The following is a 21,659-nucleotide window of genomic DNA, read 5'->3' on the forward strand; positions in this document are numbered from 1 at the left end:
GGGCAACAGCCCCCCTACCCCTCGCCGATATGACGAAGGCAGGAAAGGCCGCCGCTGGCGCCGGCAGCTAAGCGGGGACGCGGATCAGGAGACGGCGGATCAGTGGTTCAACGCGGCGGTGGCATCACGGCCCGGCGCCGGCGCCGGCGCCGGCGCCGGCTGCGGCTGCATCGCCACGGCCTTGGCCTGCACCGGCATGCCCGGCATGAACACCTTCTGCACGCCGTCGATGATCACCTTGTCACCGGCGGCCAGGCCGTGCTCGACAATGCGCAGGCCTTCGGCGGTGCGGCCGAGCTGGATGTCGCGGCGCTGGGCCTTGCCATCCTTGTCGACCACGTAGACGTACTTGCGGTCCTGGTCGGTCAGCACAGCCTTGTCATCGATCAGCAGGGCCTGGAACTGGCCGCTGCCGAGCAGCTGCACGCGGGCGAACAGGCCCGGCGTGAACTGGCGATCGGCGTTGTCCAGCAGCGCGCGGACACGGATGGTGCCGGTGCTGCGGGCGACCTGGTTGTCGAGGAAATCGACCTTGCCCGCGTGCGGGTAGCCCTCTTCACCGGACAGGCCGACCTTCACCGGCAGTTCGCTGTCTCGCTCGCTCGGGCGCTCGCCCTTGCGTGCCATCTGGGCGTAGCGCAGGAAGGTGCTTTCATCGGCATCGAAGTAGACGAACACAGTGTCCAGCGAGACCAGCGTGGTCAGCACACTGGCACTGTCGCCGGCGGTGACCAGGTTGCCGGCGGTGACCATCGCGCGGCCTGCACGGCCGTCGATCGGCGCACGCACCTTGGTGAACTCCAGGTTGAGGCGGGCGGCATCCAGCGCGGCCTGCGCGGCCTGCACGGCCGCACCGGACTGGTCGGCGGCGGCCCGACGCTGCTCGGCGGTCTCGGTGGAGATCGCCTGCTGCTCGGACAAGCGCTTGGCACGTTCGGATTCACTGCGGGCCAGGGTGGCCTGGGTGCGGGCGCGGGCCAGTTCGGCGGCGGCCCGATCGTACTCGGCCTGGTAGCTGCGTGCGTCGATGGTGAAGAGCACTTCGCCCTTCTTCACTTCCTGGCCTTCGACATAGTTGACCTTGTCGATGTAGCCGGAAACACGCGGACGCAGTTCAACGCTCTGTACCGCTTCGACACGGCCGCTGAACTCGTCCCATTGGCTGACCTGCTTGACCAGCACCGGGGCAGCACTGACCTGCGGCGGCGGCGGTGCACCGGCCTCTTCGGCGTGGCCGCCGCTGCACGCGGCAAGTACCGCCGCGGCGAGGATCGACACGCCAGCCATCGCGATGCGATGGCCGAAACGATGTGGGGTGGTATTGGGGGAAGTCATGGCATGCATCCGTACGGAGGGGTGGTACAGCTTTTGAATCAAGGTGTGGAACGTCGCTTGCGGAAGCCGGCGGGTGCGCAGACTGCGACCTCAACCATGGTCGAGGTCAAGCAACGCCGGCGGTATCGCGCCACAAGGGGGGAACGTCCAGGTGCAGCAGCCCGCGCGGCAGTTCGGCATCACTGCTGTCGCAGCGCACGATGGCGCGGTTGTCGCGGCACCCATCGAGCAGCGAGACCACGCGACGCCCGACCAGCAGCGAGCTGGGCCACTCGATGCAGGCATTGGCCGCGTTGGCCGGGGTACAGACCGGGCTGCAGACTTCCAGCATCTGCGCGCGCACGCCCAGCGCCTGCGCCTCCTGGTGCACGACCTGCGCGTACATGCGCAGCGCGGCGGTGGTGATCGAGGTCTCGCCATAGCCCGCCCAGGGCTTGGCGTTGGCCGGGCTGCCGATCATCACGTAGCGCCGCGCATGCACGTTGCCCTGCAACAGCGGCAACAGGTGACGCACCGCGTGCACATGCGGCATCAGATCGGCCTGCATCGCGCCCAGCAGCTCATCGCCGTTGCGGTCGGTCACCCGGCCGCGGCGGTAGGGGCCGCCCATCGCCGCGATCACCGCCGCCAGCGGACGCGGACGCTGCGCGATACGCTCGGCCAGCACGCGTGCCGAACCGTCGTCACTCAGCGAACCCAGCAGGGTCTCCAGGCCAGGCTCATCGGCGAACTGCTCATGCAGCGCGGCCAGCCGGCCCGGATCGCGGCCGACCACCAGCACCGGGCTGCCGGCTTCCAGCAATGCGCCAACCACGCCCTGGCCAACGGCACCGGTGCCGCCGAGAACCAGGACTTCGGGCGTCAGCATCCCATTCACGGGACATTTCCTCCCAAATCCGGGATAGTCCCGATTCGACGCAGGCGGTTGCCCTGGTGCGGGACCAGGCGGACGGTGCCGCCACGCTGCTGACGCATGGGCGCGGTAAACTCACGAAAGTCCTTGTGTACCAAGGAACTCGGACGGGCTTCGACGGTCATCGCCAGGTCCAGGGCGTTCTGGCCGGCGTTCCGGAGTCGGGCAAGAATGTTGCGCAGGCTCATGGCGGACGGGCTCCAATTAACGAATGGCGCCACGATAGACCTCAAACCTTTACTTGATTAGTCCTGATTAAGGGGAATAATCATCCCGCACCCGGTCCAATCGTTCTGTCACGATTGTCCCATCCCCGACGTCCAGGACCCCCGACCATGTCCCACGATCTCAACGAGACGCTGATCTTCGTCAAGGTGGTCGAGCAAGGCAGCTTCATTGCCGCCGCCAAATCGCTCGGCCTGCCCAAGACCACTGTGAGCCGCAAAGTGCAGGAACTGGAAACGCGCCTGGGCGCGCGCCTGCTGCACCGGACCACGCGCCGACTCGGCCTGACCGAAGCCGGTTCGATCTATCACGAGCACTGCCAACGCATCGCACGCGAGCTGGAAGAAGCCGAGAGCGCGGTCAGCCAGCTGCAGTCCGGCCCACGCGGCTGGCTGCGCTTCACCGTGCCCTATTCGATCGGCATCACCTGGATCGCACCGCTGCTGGGCCAGTTCCATGCTCAGTACCCGGAGATCCGGCTGGACATGCACATGGGCAACGAGAAGCTGGACCTGATCGCCGGTGAAGCCGACCTCGCGCTGCGTGTCGGCGCCCTGCCCGATTCCAACCTGGTGGCGCGCAAGCTGGGCAGCCTGCGCACGCAGGTGTTTGCCAGCCCTGCCTACATCGAACGCTACGGCGAACCACTGCACCCGGAAGAACTGCAGTTCCACCGCATCCTGGCCATGCGCAAGCCGTACCACACCGGCAACTCGCCGCGCTTCACCTGGCAGCTGGGCGAGAACGGCGGTGAGCTGCGCGACTTCCCGGTCACGCCGCTGATGACCGCCAACGACATGTCGGCACTCAATGGTGCACTGGTGTGCGGCGAGGGGCTGCTGCTGACCGGCGACGTGATGGCCAAGCCGTTCGTCGAGTCGGGCATGGTGCGGCGCGTGCTGGCCGGCTGGACCGGCCCGGAAGTGGATTTCAATGCCGTGTTCGCCGGTGGCCGGCTGGTCTCGCCGAAGGTACGGGCATTCGTCGATTTCCTCGTCGAGAAACTCAACTTCGACGCCAACTACATGCTGGCGCAGTGCCCGGGCGCGAAACTGGCGCAGCAGCAGAAGGCGCAGGAAGACGCGGCACTGGAAAGCAGCGGCAAGCGGATCCTGGAGAAGGTGGCAGCGTCGGCGGCTTGATCCAAGGCATCCACGCCTGGCGTGGATCTACCTGGCGTGCGATGGCGGGTTCCGTAGAGTCGAGTTTGCTCGACTGCCCTGCCGCTTCAGCCGAGCAAGCTCGACGCTACTGACGCTGCGCCAGCACATGCTCCACCAGCGCGCGCAGTTTCGGCTCGGCCTGGCGACGGCTGGGGTAGTAGAGGAAAAAGCCCGCGAAGCGCGGGCAATATGCGTCGAGCACGGACACCAGTTCGCCGCGCTGCAGCCAGGGCCGCCAGGTCTCTTCCATGCCGATGGCCAGCCCCGCTCCGGCCAGGGCCAGCCGGACCATCACGCCCATGTCGTTGCTGGTGATTTCCGGCTGTACATCGACGCTGAACTCACGCCCCCGCTCTTCGAATTCCCATCGGTAGGGCGCCCTGTCCGGCGCGCTGCGCCATCCGATGCAGCGGTGGGCACCCAGTTCCCGTGGGTGCGTCGGCAGCGCGTGGGCATCACGATAGCCCGGCGAGCACACCACCAACTGGCGCTGCCGCGCCGATACCGGCACCGCCACCATGTCCTGGGCAATGACCTCTCCCAGCCGCACGCCCGCATCGAATCCCGCGCCGACGATGTCGAACCCTTCATCGGTGACGGTGATGTCCAGCTGCAACGCCGGATAACGTGCAGCAAAACCGGCCAGCATCGGGCCAGCCAGGAACGCCTCGGCAATGGATGACACAGCAAGCCGCAGCTGCCCGGACACGGTTGTCTGGCGGCGCATGCTGGCCTCCAGCGCGTCGCCCAGTTCCGCTAACGCAGGCCTGATCGAGGCCAGCAGCGCCTGACCGGCATCGGTGAGGCTGACGCTGCGGGTGGTGCGCATTACCAGGGCAGCACCCAACGATTGTTCCAGCCTGGCGATGGTCTGGCTGACCGCCGAACGGGTCACGCCCAGCTGCTGGGCCGCTCCGGTGAAGCTGCGGCAGTCGGCGACCCGCTGGAACACGGCCAGCGCGTTGAGATCGACGCTCATTGGTTAGAAGATCTGAACAAGGTGATCAGGAGTCGCCATCTTATCGCGACAAGGTCGGACGTCTACCGTGGCTGTACCGGGCGCGGCCCGGCACTCCCCCCTCAAGAGCACTGCCATGAGCCCTTCCCGAACCATCCTGATCACCGGCGCCTCCAGTGGCATCGGCGCCGGCATCGCCCGCTCCCTCGCCCAACCGGGTGCACGCCTGGTGCTGGGCGCCCGTCGCGTGGATCGCCTGCAGGCGTTGGCCGACGAGCTGCGCCTGCAGGGCGCCGAGGTGCTGGTGCACGCCCTGGATGTCACCCGCCGCACGCAGGTCGAGGCCTTCGCCGACGCCGCCCGCCAGCACTTCGGTTCCATCGATGTCATCGTCAACAATGCCGGCGTGATGCCGCTGTCCCTGATGTCCTCGCTGAAAGTCGAGGAGTGGGACCGGATGATCGACGTAAACATCCGCGGCGTGCTGTACGGCATCGCTGCCGTGCTACCCGGCATGATCGCGCAGCGCAGCGGGCAGATCATCAACATCGCCTCGGTTGGTGCGCTGTCGGTGGTCCCGACGGCGGCGGTGTACTGCGCGACCAAATACGCGGTACGTGCGATCTCCGACGGCCTGCGCCAGGAACACCGTGAACTGCGGGTGACCTGCATCCATCCCGGCGTGGTGGAAAGCGAGCTGGCCGACAGCATCACTGATCCGGCGGCCGCCGCGATGATGGTCGGCTATCGCGCCATCGCCCTGCAGCCGGACGCGATCGGGCGCGCGGTGCGGTTTGCGATCGAACAGCCTGACGATGTGGATGTGAACGAGATCGTGGTGCGGCCCACTGCGACGATGTGAGCGGTTGACCCGGCGTCTGTTGGATGCCGACCCTGGTCGGCGTTCCCGCTTCCGGTAGATGCCGACCTTGGTCGGCGCTGTTCGGGAAAGCCGCGCACCGGAGCCACCATCGGCGTGCCGAGCAACGCTCGGCACCCACAAAAATGCCGCCTGCAAGGGCGGCATTTTCGTTCCGGCCGGTGGCCGGACCGGCTCAAGCAATAACGCTATGCGTTATTGCTTGAGCGGAATCACGCGGATTTCGACGCGGCGGTTCTTGGCACGGCCGGCATCGGTGCTGTTGTCTGCGATCGGGTAGGACTTGCCGGCGCCGAGGGTTTCGATGCGCACGCTCTGCACGCCCTGGCCGATCAGGTACTGCGCCACCGAATCGGCGCGCTCCTTGGACAGGCGGTTGTTCACCGCATCGCTGCCGATGCTGTCGGTATGGCCAACCACTTCGATCATGGTCTGGTTGTAGTCACGCAGGGTACCGGCCACACCGTTGAGCGAACCGTAGAACTGCGGCTTCAGGGTTGCCTTGCCGAAGTCGAAGGTGATGCCGTCCGGCAGGTTCAACATGATGTTGTCGCCCTGGCGCTGCACATCGATGCCGGTGTTGGCGGTGCGCTCACGCAGCGCGCGTTCCTGGCGATCCTGGTACTGGCCAACGGCGGCGCCGCTGAGTGCACCGATACCAGCGCCGATCAGCGCGTGCTGGCGGCGTTCGGTAGCGCTGTCACCGGTCAGCAGGCCGGCAGCCACGCCGATGGCGGTACCGATCAGCGCATTGCGGCCGGTACGGTTCTGCTGCTCGGTCGGGTTGCCATACTGGTCGCTCTGCACATAGGAGCCGCCGGTGGCGCAGGCCGACAGGACAGCCGCACTCATCAGGGCCAGAGCGACGTTGCGGGTGGTGTTGCGGATCATGTGGTTCTCCTTGGTTTCCGGTCGGGCCGGCGGCTTGCGGGCGCAGAGAGGATAAACAGGCTGACGCGATGTCGGGATGATGATCCAGCGTGCCGACAGGGCCGCGTTCAGCTAACTGACTCGATCGCGCTGCGGCGGCTTTACCCCGCCCCTGACTGGCGGTAGGCGGCAAGTGCGGCGTCGCGGCCCGCGGCCAGTTCCACCAGTGGCGTGCGCGGATAGCCCGGTGCATGCGCCGCCAGCAGCAGTGGATGCTGCCACGGCGCGAAGCGTGCCTTCACCGGCAGCGCGGCCAGCTCGGGTACCCAACGACTGATGTAACGGGCCTGTGGATCGAACTTCTCGGCCTGGGTCACCGGATTGAACACACGGAAATACGGCGCTGCATCAGCACCGGTCCCGGCCACCCACTGCCAGCCCATCGTGTTGTTGGCCAGGTCGGCATCGACCAGGGTGTCCCAGAACCAGCGCGCGCCGTGCAGCCAGTGCGCCCGCAGGTGCTTGCACAGGTAACTGGCGACGATCATCCGCACCCGGTTGTGCATGTAGCCGGTGTGCCACAACTCGCGCAGTCCGGCATCGACAATCGGCACGCCGGTGTGGCCGCGCTGCCAGTCGTGCAGTTGCGCGGCACTGGGCGTGGCCCACGCGAAGCGATCGAAGCGTGGGTTGAGGTTGTCGGTCGGCGTTTTCGGGAAGTGGTGCAGCAGGTGGTAGGCGAAGTCACGCCAGCCGAGCTGGCGCAGGTAGCCGTCGATATCGGCATCGGTGCCGGCACTGCGCAGGCCTTCCAACGCATGGGCGATGCGCCACGCGGCGATCTCGCCGAAATGCAGGTGCGGCGACAACCGCGAGGTGCCGATCCGGTCCGGCAGATCGCGCTGCTCGCGATAGCCGCGCAGAGCACCGTCCTCGAAAACGGACAGCGCCTCCAGCGCGCCCGCTTCGCCGGGTTGCCAGTGCTCCCAGAAGCCGGCATCCCAGTCCAGCATGGGCGCCAGCTGCAACTCGTCCAGCGCGAGGCTGTCGACCGTGTGCGCCGGCAGCGTCTTCGGTGCCGCCTGCAGCGCAGGCAGGCGCCAATGGCTGAGCACGTTGCGCCAGTAGGGGGTGAATACCTTGTACGGCTGCCCCTGCTGGGTCGCGATATCCCAGGGCTCGAACAGCAGGCTGCCATTGCAGCTCTGTGCATCGATGCCCTGCTCGCGCAGGGTGCGCTTGATGATGGCGTCGCGTGGCTGCGTGGCCGGCTCGTACTTGCGGTTCCAGTACACGGCGTCGGCGCCGGTCTGCTTGATCAGCGCCTGCAGGGTCGGCAGGCTGTCACCGGCGCGCAGCACCAGCGAGGAGCCACGCGCGCGCAGGTCGGCATCCAGCGCGGCCAACGAGCGATGGCGCCACGCATTGGAGGCCGCACCGGGTGCCCATTCGCCTTCTTCATGCGGCGCGTGGATGTAGACCGGCACCACGCTGTGGCCGGCCTCCAGCGCGGCCTGCAGGGCCGGATTGTCCTGCAGCCGCAGATCGCGGCGGAACCATACCAACGCTACCGACACACGCACCACCATCGTTGTGGAAGGCGGCCATGATAGCCAGCGGCAGTGAAGCGGAGTGAAGCCTGCCGCGTCGCGCAACGCGTCATGCCGGCTTCATGGCGTGCACCCGGCACACTTGCGTTGCTATACATCGTGCGCGGAGGGAGCCACTCCCTTACCGATCACTGTGCGAAGGCGCTGTCTCGTCACGGGTCGGCCGCTGCCACGAGGCCAGCAGCATGTGCGCCAGTGGCACCAGTATCGGCAACCCCAACAGCCCCACCAAGGCCCAGCCGGTCAGGCGGCCGAACAGCAGGCCGAACATCAGGCTTGCCGCGCACAGCGCAATGCCCAGCCCGGCCCCCATCCGCGCGCCCCAGGGCGAGCCACGCAGGGTGAGGCCATTGAGCAGGAATGCACCCGTCAGCCACCAGAAGCCCAGCAGACCGATGCTTGCCAGCACGGTCCCCACCAGCATCGGCATCCGGTCCGGATGGTCATTGGGCTGCAACAGCACCAACAGGCCGAAGCCATCCAGCAAGGTCACTGGAATCGCCAGCAACAGCAGTTCCAGCACCAGCAGCGTGGCCCCAGCGCCGCGCCCCCATGTCGATCCGCCCATCCACACTGCCTCCGGGGGTTGAGCGGCGAGCATACAACGCCGGAGGGCGCCGTCCCGGTCAAGGGCCGGGGCGCGCGTCGAAGCGCTGCATTGCTTCGCTGATCAGCGCACGCGCTTCGGCGGCATTGCCCCAGCCATTGAGCTGCACCGGATTGCGCCCGGCCGGCAGATCCTTGTAGACCCGGAAGAACGCCTCGATGCGCTGCCGTTCGATCTCAGGCAGATCGGCCAGGTCGCGGATCCTGGCATAGGTCGGATCGACCTTGTCGGTCGGCACGCCGATGATCTTCTCGTCGTGCTCGCCACCATCGATCATCTTCAGGTAACCGATCGGTCGGAAACGCACGATCACGCCCGGATGCAACGGCTCGCGGGTCAGCACCAGCGCATCCAGCGGATCGCTGTCACCGGCCAGCGTGCGCGGCATCGAACCATAGTTGGCCGGGTACGCGACCGGCATCGACTGGAAACGGTCCACATGTACCAGCCCGTCGTCCTTGATCTCGTACTTGGTGAAACTGCCAGCCGGGATCTCCACCGCCAGATTCACTTCCTGTGGCGCCTGCTTCGGCTGCGCCACCAGGAACGGATGCAGCACGCTGTCAGCGGCGGTCACCGCGCTGGCCAGCAACAGCAGGGATGCACCAATGGCGGCCAGCGGAACGATGCGATGGGACGTGGTCATGGGCGTGTCCTGATCATTCCCAGCAGCGGTCGGCACGACCCTTGGCGGTCTGCGCACGCGGGCAATCGCGCGGTGCGATGCGCCCCTCGGTCAGCTCCATGCGCTGCTTGCCGCCCCTGGCATCGCGGCGCAGTTCGAAGGCATCGTAGAGACGGCCGGTCGCGGTGCGCGCTTCATAGCGCAGGCGCTGCGGGTCGATGTTCAACACCTGGAACAGCTGGGTATCCTCGGCCACCGGATCCATCGTCCTTCGCGCTTCATCGGAAAGGCGGTACTGCTTCGGCCCGGCGACGGTCACCACATACTGCGGCGTCGCGGCCTGCCCTTCGCCACGACGGCCATAGGTGTGATCGTGGCCCTGCAGCACCAGATCCACGTTGTGCCGGCGCACCACCGGCAGCAGCACGTCTCGCAGTGCAGCGTTCTCGCGGCCCTCGCGCGGCGAGTAGAAAGGCTGGTGCAGCAACACGATGGTCCACGGCTGCGGATTGCTGGCCAGCACCGTGTCCAGCCACTGCGCCTGCGCCTTGGCTGTGCCGAGGTCGAGCGCCGAGGTTCCATCGACTACGGCCACACGCACGCTCTGTGCGTCGAACCAGTAGCTGGTCTGCTGCGCGGCGCGGGCGCCATTGCCCGGCAGTGCGAACGTCACCGGCCAGTGCCGGCCCAGCACACGGCGCTCCTGCGGTGTGTCCTCGAACTCTTCGAAGTATTCGTGGTTGCCGATGGCCGGCGCCACCAGCGTTTCCTGCGCAAGCCAGCCGGTGGCGGCGAACCACTCACCCCACTCACTGTCGTCCATGTTGTCGCCGCCGCTGACCAGGTCGCCGGCGAACAGGCTCATGCGCGCCAGCGGTGCAGCCTTCTGCGCGGCACGCACCACACGGCTGACATGGCTGACGTTCTTGTTCTGTGTATCGCCGAAGTACAGCAGGGTCAGCGGCTGATCGGCAGCGGCCAGCGTGCGCAGCTGGTTCCAGGCGCTCCAGCTGCCATGGCCCTGCACCCGGTAGACGTACAGGGTATCTGGCTGCAGCCCATCGATATCGGCGCGATGGTGATGCGACGGGCCGTTCTCGGTCTGCAGGGTCCGGGTGGTCGAACGCACCTGGCGGATGCCCTCGATGGCCGGCGAATCACCGGCCTGGGCGATTTCCAGCAGCGGCGCCTGCACACTGCCATCAGTGCGCCAGGCCACGGCAAAGCCGTGGCTGGGATCTGCCGCAGGAGAGGCAACGATACGGTCAGGCACCGGGGTGGCCGCATAGTGGCGGCTGCCTGCCGGTACCTGGGTATTCGGCTCTGCCGCCGCGAACGACAACGACGGCAGCGCCAACAGCAGGCCCAGCGCCAGTGCGCGCATCACGCAACGCCCGCTCATGCGCCACACTCCAGCGGCAAGGCCAGCTGCTTGGCGATGCTCTCCCAATCGAATGCCACCACGCCCTGGTCGTCATGCACCGCATACAGCGCACCGTGCGGGAAGCGCGCGCTGGGCTGCTGCATCATCCAGATGCCATCGGTGTTGGCCACGGTATTGCCCTGGAACGCCCCCACCGGCTTCAGCGTGTGCCGGTCGAAAAGATGGAACACGCTGCGCTGCTTGCCCTGCTCGGTGGTGATCCACCAGCCGTCCTTGCCGCAGGTGCGCAGGGTCACGCCTTCGGCCTGCGCCTTGAACACATCGCGACCGAAGGTGGTACCGGTGAAGCGGCCCGCCAGGGTGTAGACCTTGAACTCGCTGGCGTAGCTCTCGTCCTCTTCGGCGATCAACAGGCGGTCATTGTCCGGGTCGCCCCAGATCGACTCGACCACACGCAGTGCACCGGCTTCAGTGGTGTCACCGATGTCGGCCACCCGCTTCGCCTCGATTTTCGCACCATCGCGGGTCACGTGGTACTGGCGCACGCGCTTGTCCAGCTCGGCCAGCGGCGGCAGGATGTCACGCCCCTGCGCATCCTCGCCGTTGTCCCAGGAGTCGGTGACGTAGACGCTGTAGCCATCGGCACGGCGGTCGACCCACAGCCCGTACGGCTTGCGCAGGTCGTCCGCAGCGAACGTCGCCAGCGGAGTGAAGCCCGGCAGGGCCAGCACCTGCACGCGGTGATTGTCGCGCTCCACGATCCACAGCAGGTCGTCGGTCACCGCGATGCCGTTTGGGCGGTCGAACTGCCCCGGTGCGGTGCCGCTGCTGCCCACGTCGCGCAGGTGCTGGCCGGTGCTGCCGTCGTAGACCACCAGCTTGTCGGTGGCCTTGGCGGTGGCGATCAGCCACAACGTGCCGTCCGGCGCGCGCCAGGCCGCAGGCGAGTCGATATTGTCGGCCGGGGTCATCGGAGAGAGAAAGGCTTCGGCGATGGTGGTCACCACCCGTTCGCCCCCGGTGTCCGGCGAGACGGCGGCCGGATCACCGCCCGCCCCCGGCGTGCAGCCGGCCGCCAGCAGCATGGTCAGCGCGATGGCCAGGGACGTGCCGCGACACGCCATCACAGTGCCACCTTCAGGCCCAGCGCGTAGGTGCGGCCGTACTCTTCCATCTGCAGTGTGCGCGAGCGCGTGCCCTGGTACAGCTCCAGTGGCTTGTCCAGCAGGTTCTGCGCTTCGAAGTACATGCTCACGCGCGGGGTGAACTTGTAGTCCAGCGAGAAATCGAGCTGGGTATTGGGCGCCACGTAGATGTCGAAGGCGCGCCCCTTGCCGATGCTGTCCAGGTACTCGCTGCGGTACACCGCCGCCAGTCGCGTACTCACGCCGTACTTTTCGTAGCCGATGTGCGCGCTGTAGACATGCTTGGAAGCGCGCGGCAGGGTGAAGTCCTCGCCCGCGCGGTCCTCGATGCCGGCGTCGAAGGAGGTATCCAGCCAGGTACCACTGGCACCGACCAGCAGCCCGTCCAGGCCGGCCGGGAGGAACGCCAGCTGCTGCTGCCAGTTGAACTCCGCGCCGCGGACCGTGGCCTTGCGGCCATTGATCGGCTGGGTCACGTCGAAGCCACCGTAGGCCGGGTCATTGGTGCGCACGGTCTGCACGATGTAGCCATCGATCGATTTGTGGAACAGCCCCAACGAGACGATGCCACTGCTGCCGATGTACTTCTCCACCGACAGGTCGATGTTCTTCGACTCGTACGGGTCCAGTTCCGGATTGCCCAGCCGTACTTCCTCGTCGCCGCGGCTGTAGCCCACGCGCGGAGAGACGTCGCCGAAGGACGGGCGGGAAACGGTCTTGTTGGCCGAGGCGCGCAGCACCCAGTCATCGGCCGCGTCGTAGCGCAGGTGCAGGCCCGGCAGCACGTTGGTGTAGCTGCTGTTGGCCACGCGCGGGGTGACGGTGAAGCTGCGGCCATTGGCGGCCACGTCCACCTGGTTGCCGGTCGCCTTGAAGCGGGTGTTCTCCACGCGCACGCCGCCGATGATGCGCAGTGCGCCGACATCCCAGGTACCCATGGCATAGCTGGCGAAGATGTCTTCGCTGGCCACGTAATCTTCTTCCAGCGAGGTCATCGCGTTGCCACCGACATCCTGCGGACGGGCGGTGTACTGGCTGCCATTGGCCGCCCAGAAGGCGCGCATCGCGGCCGAATCCATGCCATCACCCAGGGTGCCGTGGCGATACTCCGGTGAGGAGGTGGTCCAGCTCGAGAGCGCCACCTTCGGGCCGACGCGCAGTTCGCTTTCGTCGACATTCACGTCGCGGTCGCGCCAGCGGCCCAGCAGACCGAACTTGATGCTGCTGCTGTCGCCGTCGAAGCGCACGTTGACCTGCGCGCTGTGCTCCTTGTCATTGACCTGCTTGGGCGAGAGCACGAAGCGATCGAAGGCGTAATTGCCGTTGTCCAGCCACTGCGGGTTGTCGAAGCTGTAGCTGGGCAGGCGGCTGCTCTGGTCCAGGGTGCCATTGAAGGCCTTGCCGTTGAGCTTGAAGCGGGCCTCCATCTCGTCATTCACCCGCTCTTCGGTGCGGGTGTAGCCGACCTTGTAGTCGACCACGGCATGGGTCAGCTTGTTCTCGCCACCGAGGCTGGCCGCGAAGGTGTTCTCCTCCTTGGTGCGGTAGCGCATGCGCTTGTCGATGGAGTCCTTCGGCATGCCATCCAGGCGGTACTGGTCGGTACCGGTCTTGACCATCTTCGCGTCATCGAAGTTGAAGATCACGCGCTGGCGGGTTTCCGCATCATCGAACTGGCTGTACAGCGTACGCAGGTAGTACCTGCTGTCTTCATTCGGGCGCCAGTCGAGGTTGAGGTTGGCGCCGATACGCTTGCGCTCGATCTCGTACTTGCGATGCTGCAGGTTGATCGCAGTGACATCGCCCGGTGCGGCATCCTTCTCGCCGTCGTATTCCACTTCGGTGTTGTCCGACTCGAACGTGCGCTTCTGGTAGTTCACGCCCAGCGCGACACCGAAGGTATCGTTGAATACTTCGCTGTAGTTGAAGGCGGCCTTCGGGCTGGTCTCGCCGGACAGCTGCTGATGGCTGCCTTCGATCTTGCCACGCAGGCTGCGGCCATCGCGGTCGAAGGCCGAGGCCGATTCCACCAGTACGGCACCGCCGATCGCATCACCGGGCATGTCCGGCGTCGGCGACTTCACCACCCGCAGGCGCTCGGTGGAATCGGACGGAATCACGTCCAGCGGTGCGGCGCGGCTGGAATCTTCCGGCGTGCCCACGGCGATGCCATCCACGCTGACACTGTTGAGGTTGGCATCCAGGCCGCGGATGACCACGAAGCGGCCTTCGCCCTGGTCGCGGGTCACGCTGATGCCCGGCAGGCGCTGCAGCGACTCGGCCACGTTCTTGTCCGGGTACTGGCCCAGCGCATCGGAGGAGACTGCATCCTCGATGGCATCGCTGCTGCGCTTGAGGTCGACCGCGCGGATCTGCGATTCGAGCTGGGCGCGCACTTCAATGCGGTCCAGGTCGATCGCGTCGGCAGCCACAGCGCCGGTGGCGGCGACCGCCTGCTGCCCGGCGGCCTGCAGCGGGGCTGCGGCCCCCATCGCCAGGGTCAGGGTGATGGCAACGGCCAACGGAGTCTTGATATGCACTGGGAATCCCCATTCCTGTTAAGAATGGGTCTGCACGGTATGTCCGCAAGGTTGCATGGCCGTGACATGCATCTGCACATTTCATGTACGGCGGTTCCATGCCGGGTTTGGGGTTGCGCACGGCAATCCGGCAAAATGGCGTCCTCTCTCCTGATTACCCTTCCCGACCATGAAGATCGTCGAAGTGCGCCACCCGTTGGTGCAGCACAAGATCGGCCTGATGCGCAACGCAGCGCTCAGCACCAAGGATTTCCGCGAACTGGCCAACGAGCTGGGCACGCTGCTGGCCTATGAGGCCACCGCCGACCTGGACACCGAACCGCACACCCTGTCCGGCTGGGCCGGCCCGGTCACCGTGCAGCGCATCGCCGGCGCCAAGATCACCGTTGTGCCGATCCTGCGTGCCGGCCTGGGCATGCTCAGTGGCGTGCTGTCGCTGATCCCGGCCGCCCGCGTCAGCGTGGTGGGCCTGCAGCGCGATGAGGAAACCCTGCAGCCGGTGCCCTACTTCGAGCGCCTGACCGGTCGCCTGGAAGAACGCGACGCGCTGATCCTGGACCCGATGCTGGCCACCGGCGGCACCCTGATCGCCACGATCGACATGCTCAAGCGTGCCGGCGCCCGCCGCATCAAGGGCATCTTCCTGGTCGCCGCGCCGGAAGGCATCGACGCGGTCAAGGCCGTGCATCCGGACGTTGAGATCTACACCGCGGCCATCGATACCCAACTCAACGAAAAGGGCTACATCCTGCCGGGCCTGGGCGACGCCGGCGACCGCATCTTCGGCACCCGCGTCGGCTGAGGAGTGGTGGGGTCAGAGCCCTTTCGGGGCGAAAGGGATCTGACCCAACAGAGGCTACAGGCCTGCCGCGAAGGCTTCCAGCTGGCCGATGGCTGTGTTCCAGCCGTCGAAGAAGCCCAACTGCTCGTGCTGGTCACGCAAGGCCTTGTCCGGGTGCATCACCCGCGCGGTGTAGCGGCAGCCCTGCCCCTCGTCCTCCATCGTGATGATGGCAGTGAAGCCCAGCCACGGTGACTGTGGCCGCCAGCCTGCGCCCAGCATCGAGGTGAATACCAGGCGCTGTTGCGGCACGATCTCAAGGAAGCAGCCCGGATTGTCGCTGCTGCCGCCATCTGGGCCCTGCATGAAGGTGTGGAAGGCCCCGCCCGGGCGCAGATCGAATGCGCGCACCTCGGTGGTCCAGGGCCTCGGACACCACCACTGACGCAGCAGTTCCGGGTCGGTCCATGCCCGCCACAGTGCCGCGCGCGGTGCATTCAGCACACGCCTGATGACCAGGTCGGTGTCAGGGTTGTTGCCTGCGTCTTCGGCCATGGGCCTGCTCCTGTCGGTGAAGGGTTTCAACCAGATCAACCAGGCGGGCGGTACGCCCTTCCCACACGGCGCGCTGCCCGGCCAGCCATTTTTCGGCCTCGCCCAGCCGCGCAGGTACCAGTTCGCAGGTGCGTACACGCCCCTGCTTATGGCTGCGCACCACGCCGCAGCGCTCCAGCACGGCCAGGTGTTTCATCAGCGAGGGCAAGGCCATCTCGAACGGTTCGGCCAGCACCGACACCGTGCGCGGGCCCTGCCCCAGCGTGGCCACGATCGCGCAACGGGTCGGGTCGGCCAACGCCAGGAAGACGTCGTTGATGGTCGAATCATACTTACCCATATGGCTAAGTAATACGCCGATCTGAATGCTGGTGCAAGCGGACGCGGCCGCAATGCGATTCTTCACGCGGCCTTGCTGCCCGGAGGCCAATGCTCCGCGCACCCGCCACCCCTTGGAGCTCCCCGATGAAAGCCTCTTTCCTGCTGGCCGCCGTCCTGCTGGTCGCCCTGCCCCTGGCCGCCAACGCCACCACACCGCAGCAGCAGCGCATGGCCGATTGCTCGGCCAAGAACAAGGGACTCAAGGGCGACGCTTACAAAACCGCGCAGAGTTCCTGCCTCAGTGGCCACGCCGCCGAAACCAAGGCCGCGACCACGCCACAGGAACGCATGAAGAAGTGCAACGCCGACGCTGGCACCAAGAAGCTTGCCGGTGATGCGCGCAAGACCTTCATGAGCAGCTGCCTGAAGGCGTCGTAACAACGGTTTATCCACGCATGGCGTGGATCTACTGAGATCAACAACGGTTTATCCACGCGTGGCGTGGATCCACTACCTATGGAAGGCCGGGCACTGCCCGGCCTTTTCATTACCCCAGCGCGCGCGCCTTCAGCTCACCCTGCTCGTGCAGGGTCACGAAACGGCCCTTGTCATCACGGCCCAGCTGCGCCAGTGCCACCTGCGGGTCGTGGGTGAAGAACAGACGCACGTTGCGCGCCAGCTTGTCTTCCAGAAACTGGCGTTTCTCGTCGATCAGCAACTCGGCATTGCGGTCGTAGCCCATGGTGATCGGCACATGCACCCATGAACGCCCTGGAATCAGGTCGGCACAGAACACCACACCCCCGTGCGCGCCCTCGCCGGCCTGCGCGTGGCCGACAATCTCGGCCAGCATCAGCCCCGGCGTATGCCCGTCGCTGTAGCTGAAACGTACGCTGTGGCCAAGTGCCTTGGAGTACTCCCCATCCACCACTTCCAGGCGACCACTGGCCTGCAGCAGGCCCGGCAGCTCCGGAATGAAGCTGGCCCGGTCGCGCGGATGCGGCTGCACGGCGCGCTGCCAATGCTGTGCACCCACCACATAGGTCGCATTGGGGAACAGCAGTTCCGGCTCACGCCCTTCGCTCCACGCCGCCAGCAGCCCGCCGGCATGATCGAAGTGCAGGTGGCTGAGCACCACGACATCGACATCCTCGTGCTCGAAACCGGCTTCGCGCAGCGAATCGATCAGCACGTGCTGGCTTTCCTGCACGCCGTAGCGCTCACGCATGCGCGGATCGAAGAACGCCCCGATACCGGTTTCAAACAGCACCGTCTTGCCTTCCAACGGGCTGGCAAGCAGCGCACGGCAGGCCAGCTCGATGCGATTGAGCTCGTCCGGTGCCGCCCATTTTTCCCACAACGCGCGCGGCGCGTTGCCGAACATCGCACCGCCATCGAGGCGCTGCGAGTTTCCACGAATCGACCAGAGTTTCATGCGTCGATTATCGGCGCCAGCTCGTTAAATAATCGCTAGAAAGGAAACAGAAAACCCCGCCGGCAAAGGCGGGGTTTTCAGGTGTGCGTCCGCCTGGCATGGCCCGACGCTACCGCAGGATCAGCGCGCCGGCACGACCTGGGCACTGCCCACCGGATTGCGTGGGTCACTGCCGCCGAACAGATGGTTCGCCTTGCGATCCCATTCCACGGTCTGCAGGTTGCCCCAGACATGGCTGGAACCGCGGCCACCGGCGGCGGTGTCACCCGGCAGATCGATCTTGTGACCCATCGCCTGCAGCTGCTTTACCGTCGCCGCATCGAACGCATCGTCCTCGGCTTCGATCAGGTCCGGCAGCCACTGGTGGTGGTAGCGCGGCAGGGCAGCCACCTGCTGCGCGTCCAGTCCAGCGTCGTAACCCAGGATACCCAGCAGCACCATGGTGATGATGCGACTGCCCCCCGGGGTACCCAGCACGATCACCTTGTCACTGTTTTCCATGAAGGTGGGCGTCATCGAGCTGAGCATGCGCTTGCCCGGCTTCGGCGCATTGGCCGCGTAGCCCATCACGCCGAACGCATTGGGCGTGCCCGGCTTCAGCGCGAAGTCGTCCATCTCGTTGTTCAGCAGCACGCCGGTGCCCTTCGGAATCAGGCCCGAGCCGTACAGCAGGTTGACGGTCTGGGTGGCGCCGACACGGTTGCCGTCGCGGTCGATGATCGAGAAGTGGGTGGTCTCGTCGTCTTCCAGCGGGGTCGGGTTGCCCGACAGCAGATCGCTGGGCGTGGCCTTCTCCGGGTGGATGGTGGCGCGCAGGCCCTGTGCATAGTCCTTGCTGGTCAGCACCTTCTGCGGGATCTGCACGAAGTCCGGATCGCCGAGGAAGAAGGTGCGGTCGCGGTAGGCGCGACGCATCGACTCCACCACCAGGTGGGTACGGTGCGCCGGGTCCATCTGCTTGATGTCCCAGCCTTCCAGGATCTGCAGCATGCTGGCCAGCGCGATGCCACCGGACGACGGCGGCGGCGCGGTGGTGATCTTCCAGCCGTTGTAGTTGAAGACGATCGGCTCGCGCTGTTTCACCCGGTAGCCGGCGAGCTCTTCAGCCGTCCATTTGCCGCCGGCCTGCTTCACGCCGGCCAGCAGCAGCGTGCCGGTCTGGCCCTTGTAGAAGCCATCGAAGCCGCCGGCCGCCAGGCGCTCCAGCGTCTGCGCCAGCTCCGGCTGCTTGAACAGGTCACCGGTGGCGATCGGCCGGCCATTGCGCAGGTACACCTCTCGGGTGCCGGGGTAGCGCTCCATCACCTCACGGCGCGAGGCATAGCCCTTGGCCATCCGGTCGTATACCGGGAAGCCTTCGCGGGCGATGCGGATCGCCGGCTGCAGCGAGGCCGACAGTGGCAGCTTGCCATGCTTGGCGGACAGCTCGACCAGCGCCGCAGGCAGGCCCGGGATGCCGGCCGACCAGGCGCCGTTGACCGAGCGGTCGCGGTCCAGGTTGCCCTGTTTGTCGAGGAAGGCCTGTGGCGTGGCTGCCGCCGGCGCGGTCTCGCGCGCGTCCAGCATCACGTCCTTGCCGGTGGCCGCGTCATGCAGCAGGAAGAAGCCCCCGCCACCGAGGCCCGAGCTGATCGGCTCGACCACCGCCAGCGTGGATGACACTGCCACCGCGGCGTCGAAGGCGTTGCCACCCTGCGCCAGGATGTCGATGCCGGCCTGGGTGGCCAGCGCGTGGCCGCTGGCAATGGCCGCGCCGTCGGGGCGTTCGGCACGGGCCGGGCTGTCGGCCCAGGCCATCGGGCTCAGCAGCAGACCGAGCAGCAGCAGGGGGCGAGCGATCAACGTCTTCATTCGGATGGGGGCTCCGTATAGAGTTCGGGGTGATCGTGCTGCAGCTGGCGCAGCTTGGCCAGCAGCTGGTCCTCCGTTTCCACGATCTCCGGGTCCGGGTCGATGCACTCGACCGGGCAGACGACCACGCACTGTGGCTCGTCGAAATGACCCACGCATTCGGTGCAGCGCGCAGGGTCGATCACGTAGATGGTTTCACCCATCGCAATGGCCTGGTTCGGGCAGGCCGGCTCGCATACGTCACAGTTGACGCAGAGCTCGTTGATTTTCAGCGACACGGCGATACTCCTCGCCCGCGCCCTGGGACAAAGGACCGGCCAGCGCGGGCGCGCGGGCCGGTCAGGTCATCAGCGGCGCCCTTGCAGGACGCCGCCCGGGCCACGCCGGAGCATGGCCGCCATGGCTCGGTATTACTTGGCTTCGACGAAAATGTACTCGGCACCGGTCGGCTGGACCGCCGCCTGCACGCGGGCGTTGTCGGCCGACTGGCCGATGAAGACGACGCGCACGCCCTTCATCGAATCCGGCGACACGTCCTTGAACACGGCCAGGATCATGTCAGCCATCTTGCCCGAGGCCGACGAACCGAAGGCCAGCATGTTGCCCGGCTGCACGCCACGGGCCACGGCCTGGGTCGCGCTCTCGGTCTGGCGCTCGTACTTGGCCTGGAAGTCCGGGTCCGATTCCGGCGAGAGGTAGTACAGGAACGGGCTGTTGGTGATGTTGCCCATGTTCTGGATGGCCACTTCCTGCAGGTACTTCTTCCAGCCTGCATCGTCATCCTTGGCCGGAGCGACCAGGGCCTGCTTGGCTTCGTCGACCGGAGCGGCCTCGTCCTTCTTGCAGGCGGTGAAGGCCAGGGCCAACGAAGCGATCAGCATCGCGCGCATGGTGGTGTTCATGGATTTCCTCCCGGAATGGTGCGTGGTGTTGTACGTAATGGGGTGCGGGTACAGCGGGGCTTACGACTGCGCCGACTTCGCTTCGCGGACCTTGCGCAGGGCTTCGAGCACCGCGGCCGGTACGAAACCGGACACGTCGCCGCCCAGGCGCGCGATCTCGCGGACCAGCGAGGACGAGATGAAGCTGTGCTGCTCGGCCGGGGTCAGGAACAGGGTCTCGACCTCGGGGATCAGGTGGCGGTTCATGCTGGCCATCTGGAACTCGTACTCGAAGTCGGACACCGCGCGCAGGCCGCGCAGCAGGACCCCGCCCTGGACCGAGCGTACGAAATGGGCCAACAGCGTGTCGAAACCGATGACCTCGACATTGTCGTGATGGCCGAGCGCGCCGCGCGCCAGCTGCACGCGCTGCTCCAGCGGCAACGCCGGCCCTTTGGACGGGCTCTGCGCCACACCCACCACGACCTTTTCAAACAGCGGCGCAGCCCGGCTCACCAGGTCGATATGGCCATTGGTGATGGGGTCGAACGTGCCGGGGTAGACGGCGATGCGGCGGTTGGCCACGGTCATGGGCGGATGCAGATGTTCAGATGAGGTCAAAGTGTAGCAGTGGCGCGGCGGTACAGGGCAAAGCGCACCTCGCGGGTACTGCCCTCGCGGTGCAGCAGCCAGTCCGGCGGCAGCACCGGCACGTGGCCGGCTGGCGATTCCAGGTACAGCCAGGCATTGGCGGCCAGATGCCTCGGCAGCTGGGCCAGCACGTCCTGCCACAGGCCATCGGCAAACGGGGGGTCGATGAACACCAGATCGGCCTGCTGCGCCGGCGCGCCCTGCAGCCAGCGCAGGGCATCGGCCTGGACCACGGCGAGCTGGTCCGCGGCCTGCAGCTTGCTCACGGCGGCAGAGAGATTGCGCGTCAGCTGCGCGTCGCGCTCGACCAGAGTGGCATGGGCGGCGCCGCGCGAGACCGCCTCCAGGCCCAGCGCGCCACTGCCCGCGAACAGGTCCAGCACCCGTGCACCGCCCAGCTTGGGCATCAACCAGTTGAACAGGGTTTCGCGCACACGATCACTGCTGGGCCGAAGACCTGGCAGGGTCGGCACCGGCAGGCGGGTATTGCGCCAGCGACCGCCGATGATGCGGACCTGGCCATCATTGCCCCCACGGCCGCTCATCGGCGCCCCCGGCGGGAGGTATTCGAGAAATTCAGCATGAAAGGGATTGTAGTCGTCCGGGCGGCGCCCGGAACCCGCAGAGGCCACAGCAACGGCCGAAGCAACCGCAAAAGCTGGTTTCCTGTGGGTTGGCGGGGTGGGTCAGGTTGTGGGGGACGCCGTGAATCCATCCTTGGGGGCTTGGCCGCGGCATCCATGCCGCGGACACCCCCACAACCTGACCCACCCCGCCTTCGACAGTTTCCCGCGATCTGTCGCAACGACTCTTGGGGTCAGATCCGTTTTCCTGCGGAAAACGGATCTGACCCAAGTTTTATTTCGATATCTGACAGATGTGTCGACCAAGGTCGACACCCACCAACAGCCGAGTGAACCTGTCAGAGG

At 66.5% G+C, this 21,659-nt stretch carries 23 protein-coding genes; 4 read left to right on the top strand and 19 right to left on the bottom strand.

Annotation, left to right across the window (positions count from 1 at the left end):
- Nucleotides 1-99: 99 nt before the first annotated feature.
- From ABH900_RS17990 to ABH900_RS18000, 3 genes are all read right to left on the bottom strand, one after another.
- Complete coding sequence (locus ABH900_RS17990; protein ID WP_429624482.1) at nucleotides 100-1,335, bottom strand: efflux RND transporter periplasmic adaptor subunit; 1,236 nt, start codon at nucleotides 1,333-1,335, stop codon at nucleotides 100-102.
- 106 nt (nucleotides 1,336-1,441) lie between these two features.
- Nucleotides 1,442-2,212, bottom strand: a complete 771-nt coding sequence (locus ABH900_RS17995; protein WP_429624483.1) for an SDR family NAD(P)-dependent oxidoreductase — start codon at nucleotides 2,210-2,212, stop codon at nucleotides 1,442-1,444.
- Complete coding sequence (locus ABH900_RS18000; protein ID WP_429624484.1) at nucleotides 2,209-2,436, bottom strand: hypothetical protein; 228 nt, start codon at nucleotides 2,434-2,436, stop codon at nucleotides 2,209-2,211. The genes ABH900_RS17995 and ABH900_RS18000 overlap by 4 nt, the downstream gene beginning before the upstream one ends.
- A 147-nt stretch (nucleotides 2,437-2,583) precedes the next feature.
- On the opposite strand from ABH900_RS18000, the gene ABH900_RS18005 reads away from it, so the two are divergent.
- Nucleotides 2,584-3,615 (top strand): LysR family transcriptional regulator, encoded by a 1,032-nt coding sequence (locus tag ABH900_RS18005; protein WP_005416157.1) that lies wholly within the window; start codon nucleotides 2,584-2,586, stop codon nucleotides 3,613-3,615.
- Nucleotides 3,616-3,721: 106 nt separating this feature from the next.
- On the opposite strand, the gene ABH900_RS18010 is transcribed toward ABH900_RS18005, so the two are convergent.
- Nucleotides 3,722-4,615, bottom strand: coding sequence for a LysR family transcriptional regulator (locus ABH900_RS18010; protein ID WP_429624485.1), 894 nt, complete (start codon nucleotides 4,613-4,615; stop codon nucleotides 3,722-3,724).
- Between the two features lie 115 nt (nucleotides 4,616-4,730).
- On the opposite strand from ABH900_RS18010, the gene ABH900_RS18015 reads away from it, so the two are divergent.
- On the top strand, nucleotides 4,731-5,456 hold the full coding sequence (locus ABH900_RS18015; protein ID WP_429624486.1) for an SDR family oxidoreductase: 726 nt from the start codon (nucleotides 4,731-4,733) through the stop codon (nucleotides 5,454-5,456).
- A gap of 213 nt (nucleotides 5,457-5,669) precedes the next feature.
- On the opposite strand, the gene ABH900_RS18020 is transcribed toward ABH900_RS18015, so the two are convergent.
- The 7 genes from ABH900_RS18020 to ABH900_RS18050 all read right to left on the bottom strand — a co-directional run bounded on the left by ABH900_RS18020 (nucleotide 5,670) and on the right by ABH900_RS18050 (nucleotide 14,207).
- Nucleotides 5,670-6,365, bottom strand: a complete 696-nt coding sequence (locus ABH900_RS18020; protein ID WP_008267948.1) for an OmpA family lipoprotein — start codon at nucleotides 6,363-6,365, stop codon at nucleotides 5,670-5,672.
- A 140-nt stretch (nucleotides 6,366-6,505) separates the two neighbouring features.
- A complete protein-coding gene (locus ABH900_RS18025) occupies nucleotides 6,506-7,921 on the bottom strand; it encodes a cryptochrome/photolyase family protein (protein WP_429624487.1) in 1,416 nt (471 codons plus the stop codon).
- A gap of 154 nt (nucleotides 7,922-8,075) precedes the next feature.
- The gene (locus tag ABH900_RS18030; protein WP_429624488.1) at nucleotides 8,076-8,522 is read right to left on the bottom strand and encodes a hypothetical protein; all 447 of its coding nucleotides are present in this window, start codon (nucleotides 8,520-8,522) and stop codon (nucleotides 8,076-8,078) included.
- A gap of 58 nt (nucleotides 8,523-8,580) precedes the next feature.
- Nucleotides 8,581-9,207: an inorganic diphosphatase gene (locus ABH900_RS18035; protein ID WP_429624489.1), complete on the bottom strand. Its 627-nt coding sequence runs from the start codon at nucleotides 9,205-9,207 to the stop codon at nucleotides 8,581-8,583.
- 13 nt (nucleotides 9,208-9,220) lie between these two features.
- Entirely contained in the window at nucleotides 9,221-10,588 is a 1,368-nt protein-coding gene (locus ABH900_RS18040; protein ID WP_429624490.1) for a fibronectin type III domain-containing protein, read from the bottom strand.
- Nucleotides 10,585-11,694: a phytase gene (locus ABH900_RS18045; RefSeq protein WP_429624491.1), complete on the bottom strand. Its 1,110-nt coding sequence runs from the start codon at nucleotides 11,692-11,694 to the stop codon at nucleotides 10,585-10,587. Before ABH900_RS18045 ends, ABH900_RS18040 begins: the two co-directional genes overlap by 4 nt.
- The gene (locus tag ABH900_RS18050) at nucleotides 11,694-14,207 is read right to left on the bottom strand and encodes a TonB-dependent receptor (protein ID WP_429624503.1); all 2,514 of its coding nucleotides are present in this window, start codon (nucleotides 14,205-14,207) and stop codon (nucleotides 11,694-11,696) included. Before ABH900_RS18050 ends, ABH900_RS18045 begins: the two co-directional genes overlap by 1 nt.
- 217 nt (nucleotides 14,208-14,424) lie before the next feature.
- On the opposite strand from ABH900_RS18050, the gene upp reads away from it, so the two are divergent.
- Complete coding sequence (gene upp, locus ABH900_RS18055; RefSeq protein ID WP_429624492.1) at nucleotides 14,425-15,057, top strand: uracil phosphoribosyltransferase; 633 nt, start codon at nucleotides 14,425-14,427, stop codon at nucleotides 15,055-15,057.
- Nucleotides 15,058-15,111: 54 nt separating this feature from the next.
- Here upp and ABH900_RS18060 read toward each other — a convergent pair whose 3' ends face one another.
- Nucleotides 15,112-15,591, bottom strand: a complete 480-nt coding sequence (locus ABH900_RS18060) for an SRPBCC family protein (protein ID WP_429624493.1) — start codon at nucleotides 15,589-15,591, stop codon at nucleotides 15,112-15,114.
- Entirely contained in the window at nucleotides 15,563-15,997 is a 435-nt protein-coding gene (locus tag ABH900_RS18065; protein WP_429624494.1) for an ArsR/SmtB family transcription factor, read from the bottom strand. Before ABH900_RS18065 ends, ABH900_RS18060 begins: the two co-directional genes overlap by 29 nt.
- A 59-nt stretch (nucleotides 15,998-16,056) precedes the next feature.
- Between ABH900_RS18065 and ABH900_RS18070 the strand changes: the two genes are divergently transcribed.
- Nucleotides 16,057-16,350 carry a PsiF family protein gene (locus tag ABH900_RS18070; RefSeq protein ID WP_429624495.1) on the top strand — a complete coding sequence of 98 codons (294 nt, stop codon included), beginning with the start codon at nucleotides 16,057-16,059 and terminating at the stop codon, nucleotides 16,348-16,350.
- Nucleotides 16,351-16,459: 109 nt separating this feature from the next.
- Here ABH900_RS18070 and ABH900_RS18075 read toward each other — a convergent pair whose 3' ends face one another.
- The 6 genes from ABH900_RS18075 to rsmD form a co-directional block, all read right to left on the bottom strand.
- Entirely contained in the window at nucleotides 16,460-17,347 is an 888-nt protein-coding gene (locus tag ABH900_RS18075; RefSeq protein ID WP_429624496.1) for an MBL fold metallo-hydrolase, read from the bottom strand.
- 120 nt (nucleotides 17,348-17,467) lie between these two features.
- Nucleotides 17,468-19,198: a gamma-glutamyltransferase gene (ggt, locus tag ABH900_RS18080; RefSeq protein ID WP_429624497.1), complete on the bottom strand. Its 1,731-nt coding sequence runs from the start codon at nucleotides 19,196-19,198 to the stop codon at nucleotides 17,468-17,470.
- The gene (locus ABH900_RS18085; protein ID WP_429624498.1) at nucleotides 19,195-19,476 is read right to left on the bottom strand and encodes a YfhL family 4Fe-4S dicluster ferredoxin; all 282 of its coding nucleotides are present in this window, start codon (nucleotides 19,474-19,476) and stop codon (nucleotides 19,195-19,197) included. The genes ggt and ABH900_RS18085 overlap by 4 nt, the downstream gene beginning before the upstream one ends.
- Before the next feature lie 132 nt (nucleotides 19,477-19,608).
- The gene (locus tag ABH900_RS18090; RefSeq protein WP_429624499.1) at nucleotides 19,609-20,100 is read right to left on the bottom strand and encodes a hypothetical protein; all 492 of its coding nucleotides are present in this window, start codon (nucleotides 20,098-20,100) and stop codon (nucleotides 19,609-19,611) included.
- 60 nt (nucleotides 20,101-20,160) lie between these two features.
- On the bottom strand, nucleotides 20,161-20,670 hold the full coding sequence (gene coaD, locus ABH900_RS18095) for a pantetheine-phosphate adenylyltransferase (protein WP_429624500.1): 510 nt from the start codon (nucleotides 20,668-20,670) through the stop codon (nucleotides 20,161-20,163).
- A gap of 26 nt (nucleotides 20,671-20,696) precedes the next feature.
- On the bottom strand, nucleotides 20,697-21,275 hold the full coding sequence (rsmD, locus tag ABH900_RS18100; RefSeq protein WP_429624501.1) for a 16S rRNA (guanine(966)-N(2))-methyltransferase RsmD: 579 nt from the start codon (nucleotides 21,273-21,275) through the stop codon (nucleotides 20,697-20,699).
- Between the last annotated feature and the right edge of the window lie 384 nt (nucleotides 21,276-21,659).

It is taken from the genome of Stenotrophomonas sp. AN71, from assembly GCF_050435725.1.
GTDB lineage: Bacteria > Pseudomonadota > Gammaproteobacteria > Xanthomonadales > Xanthomonadaceae > Stenotrophomonas.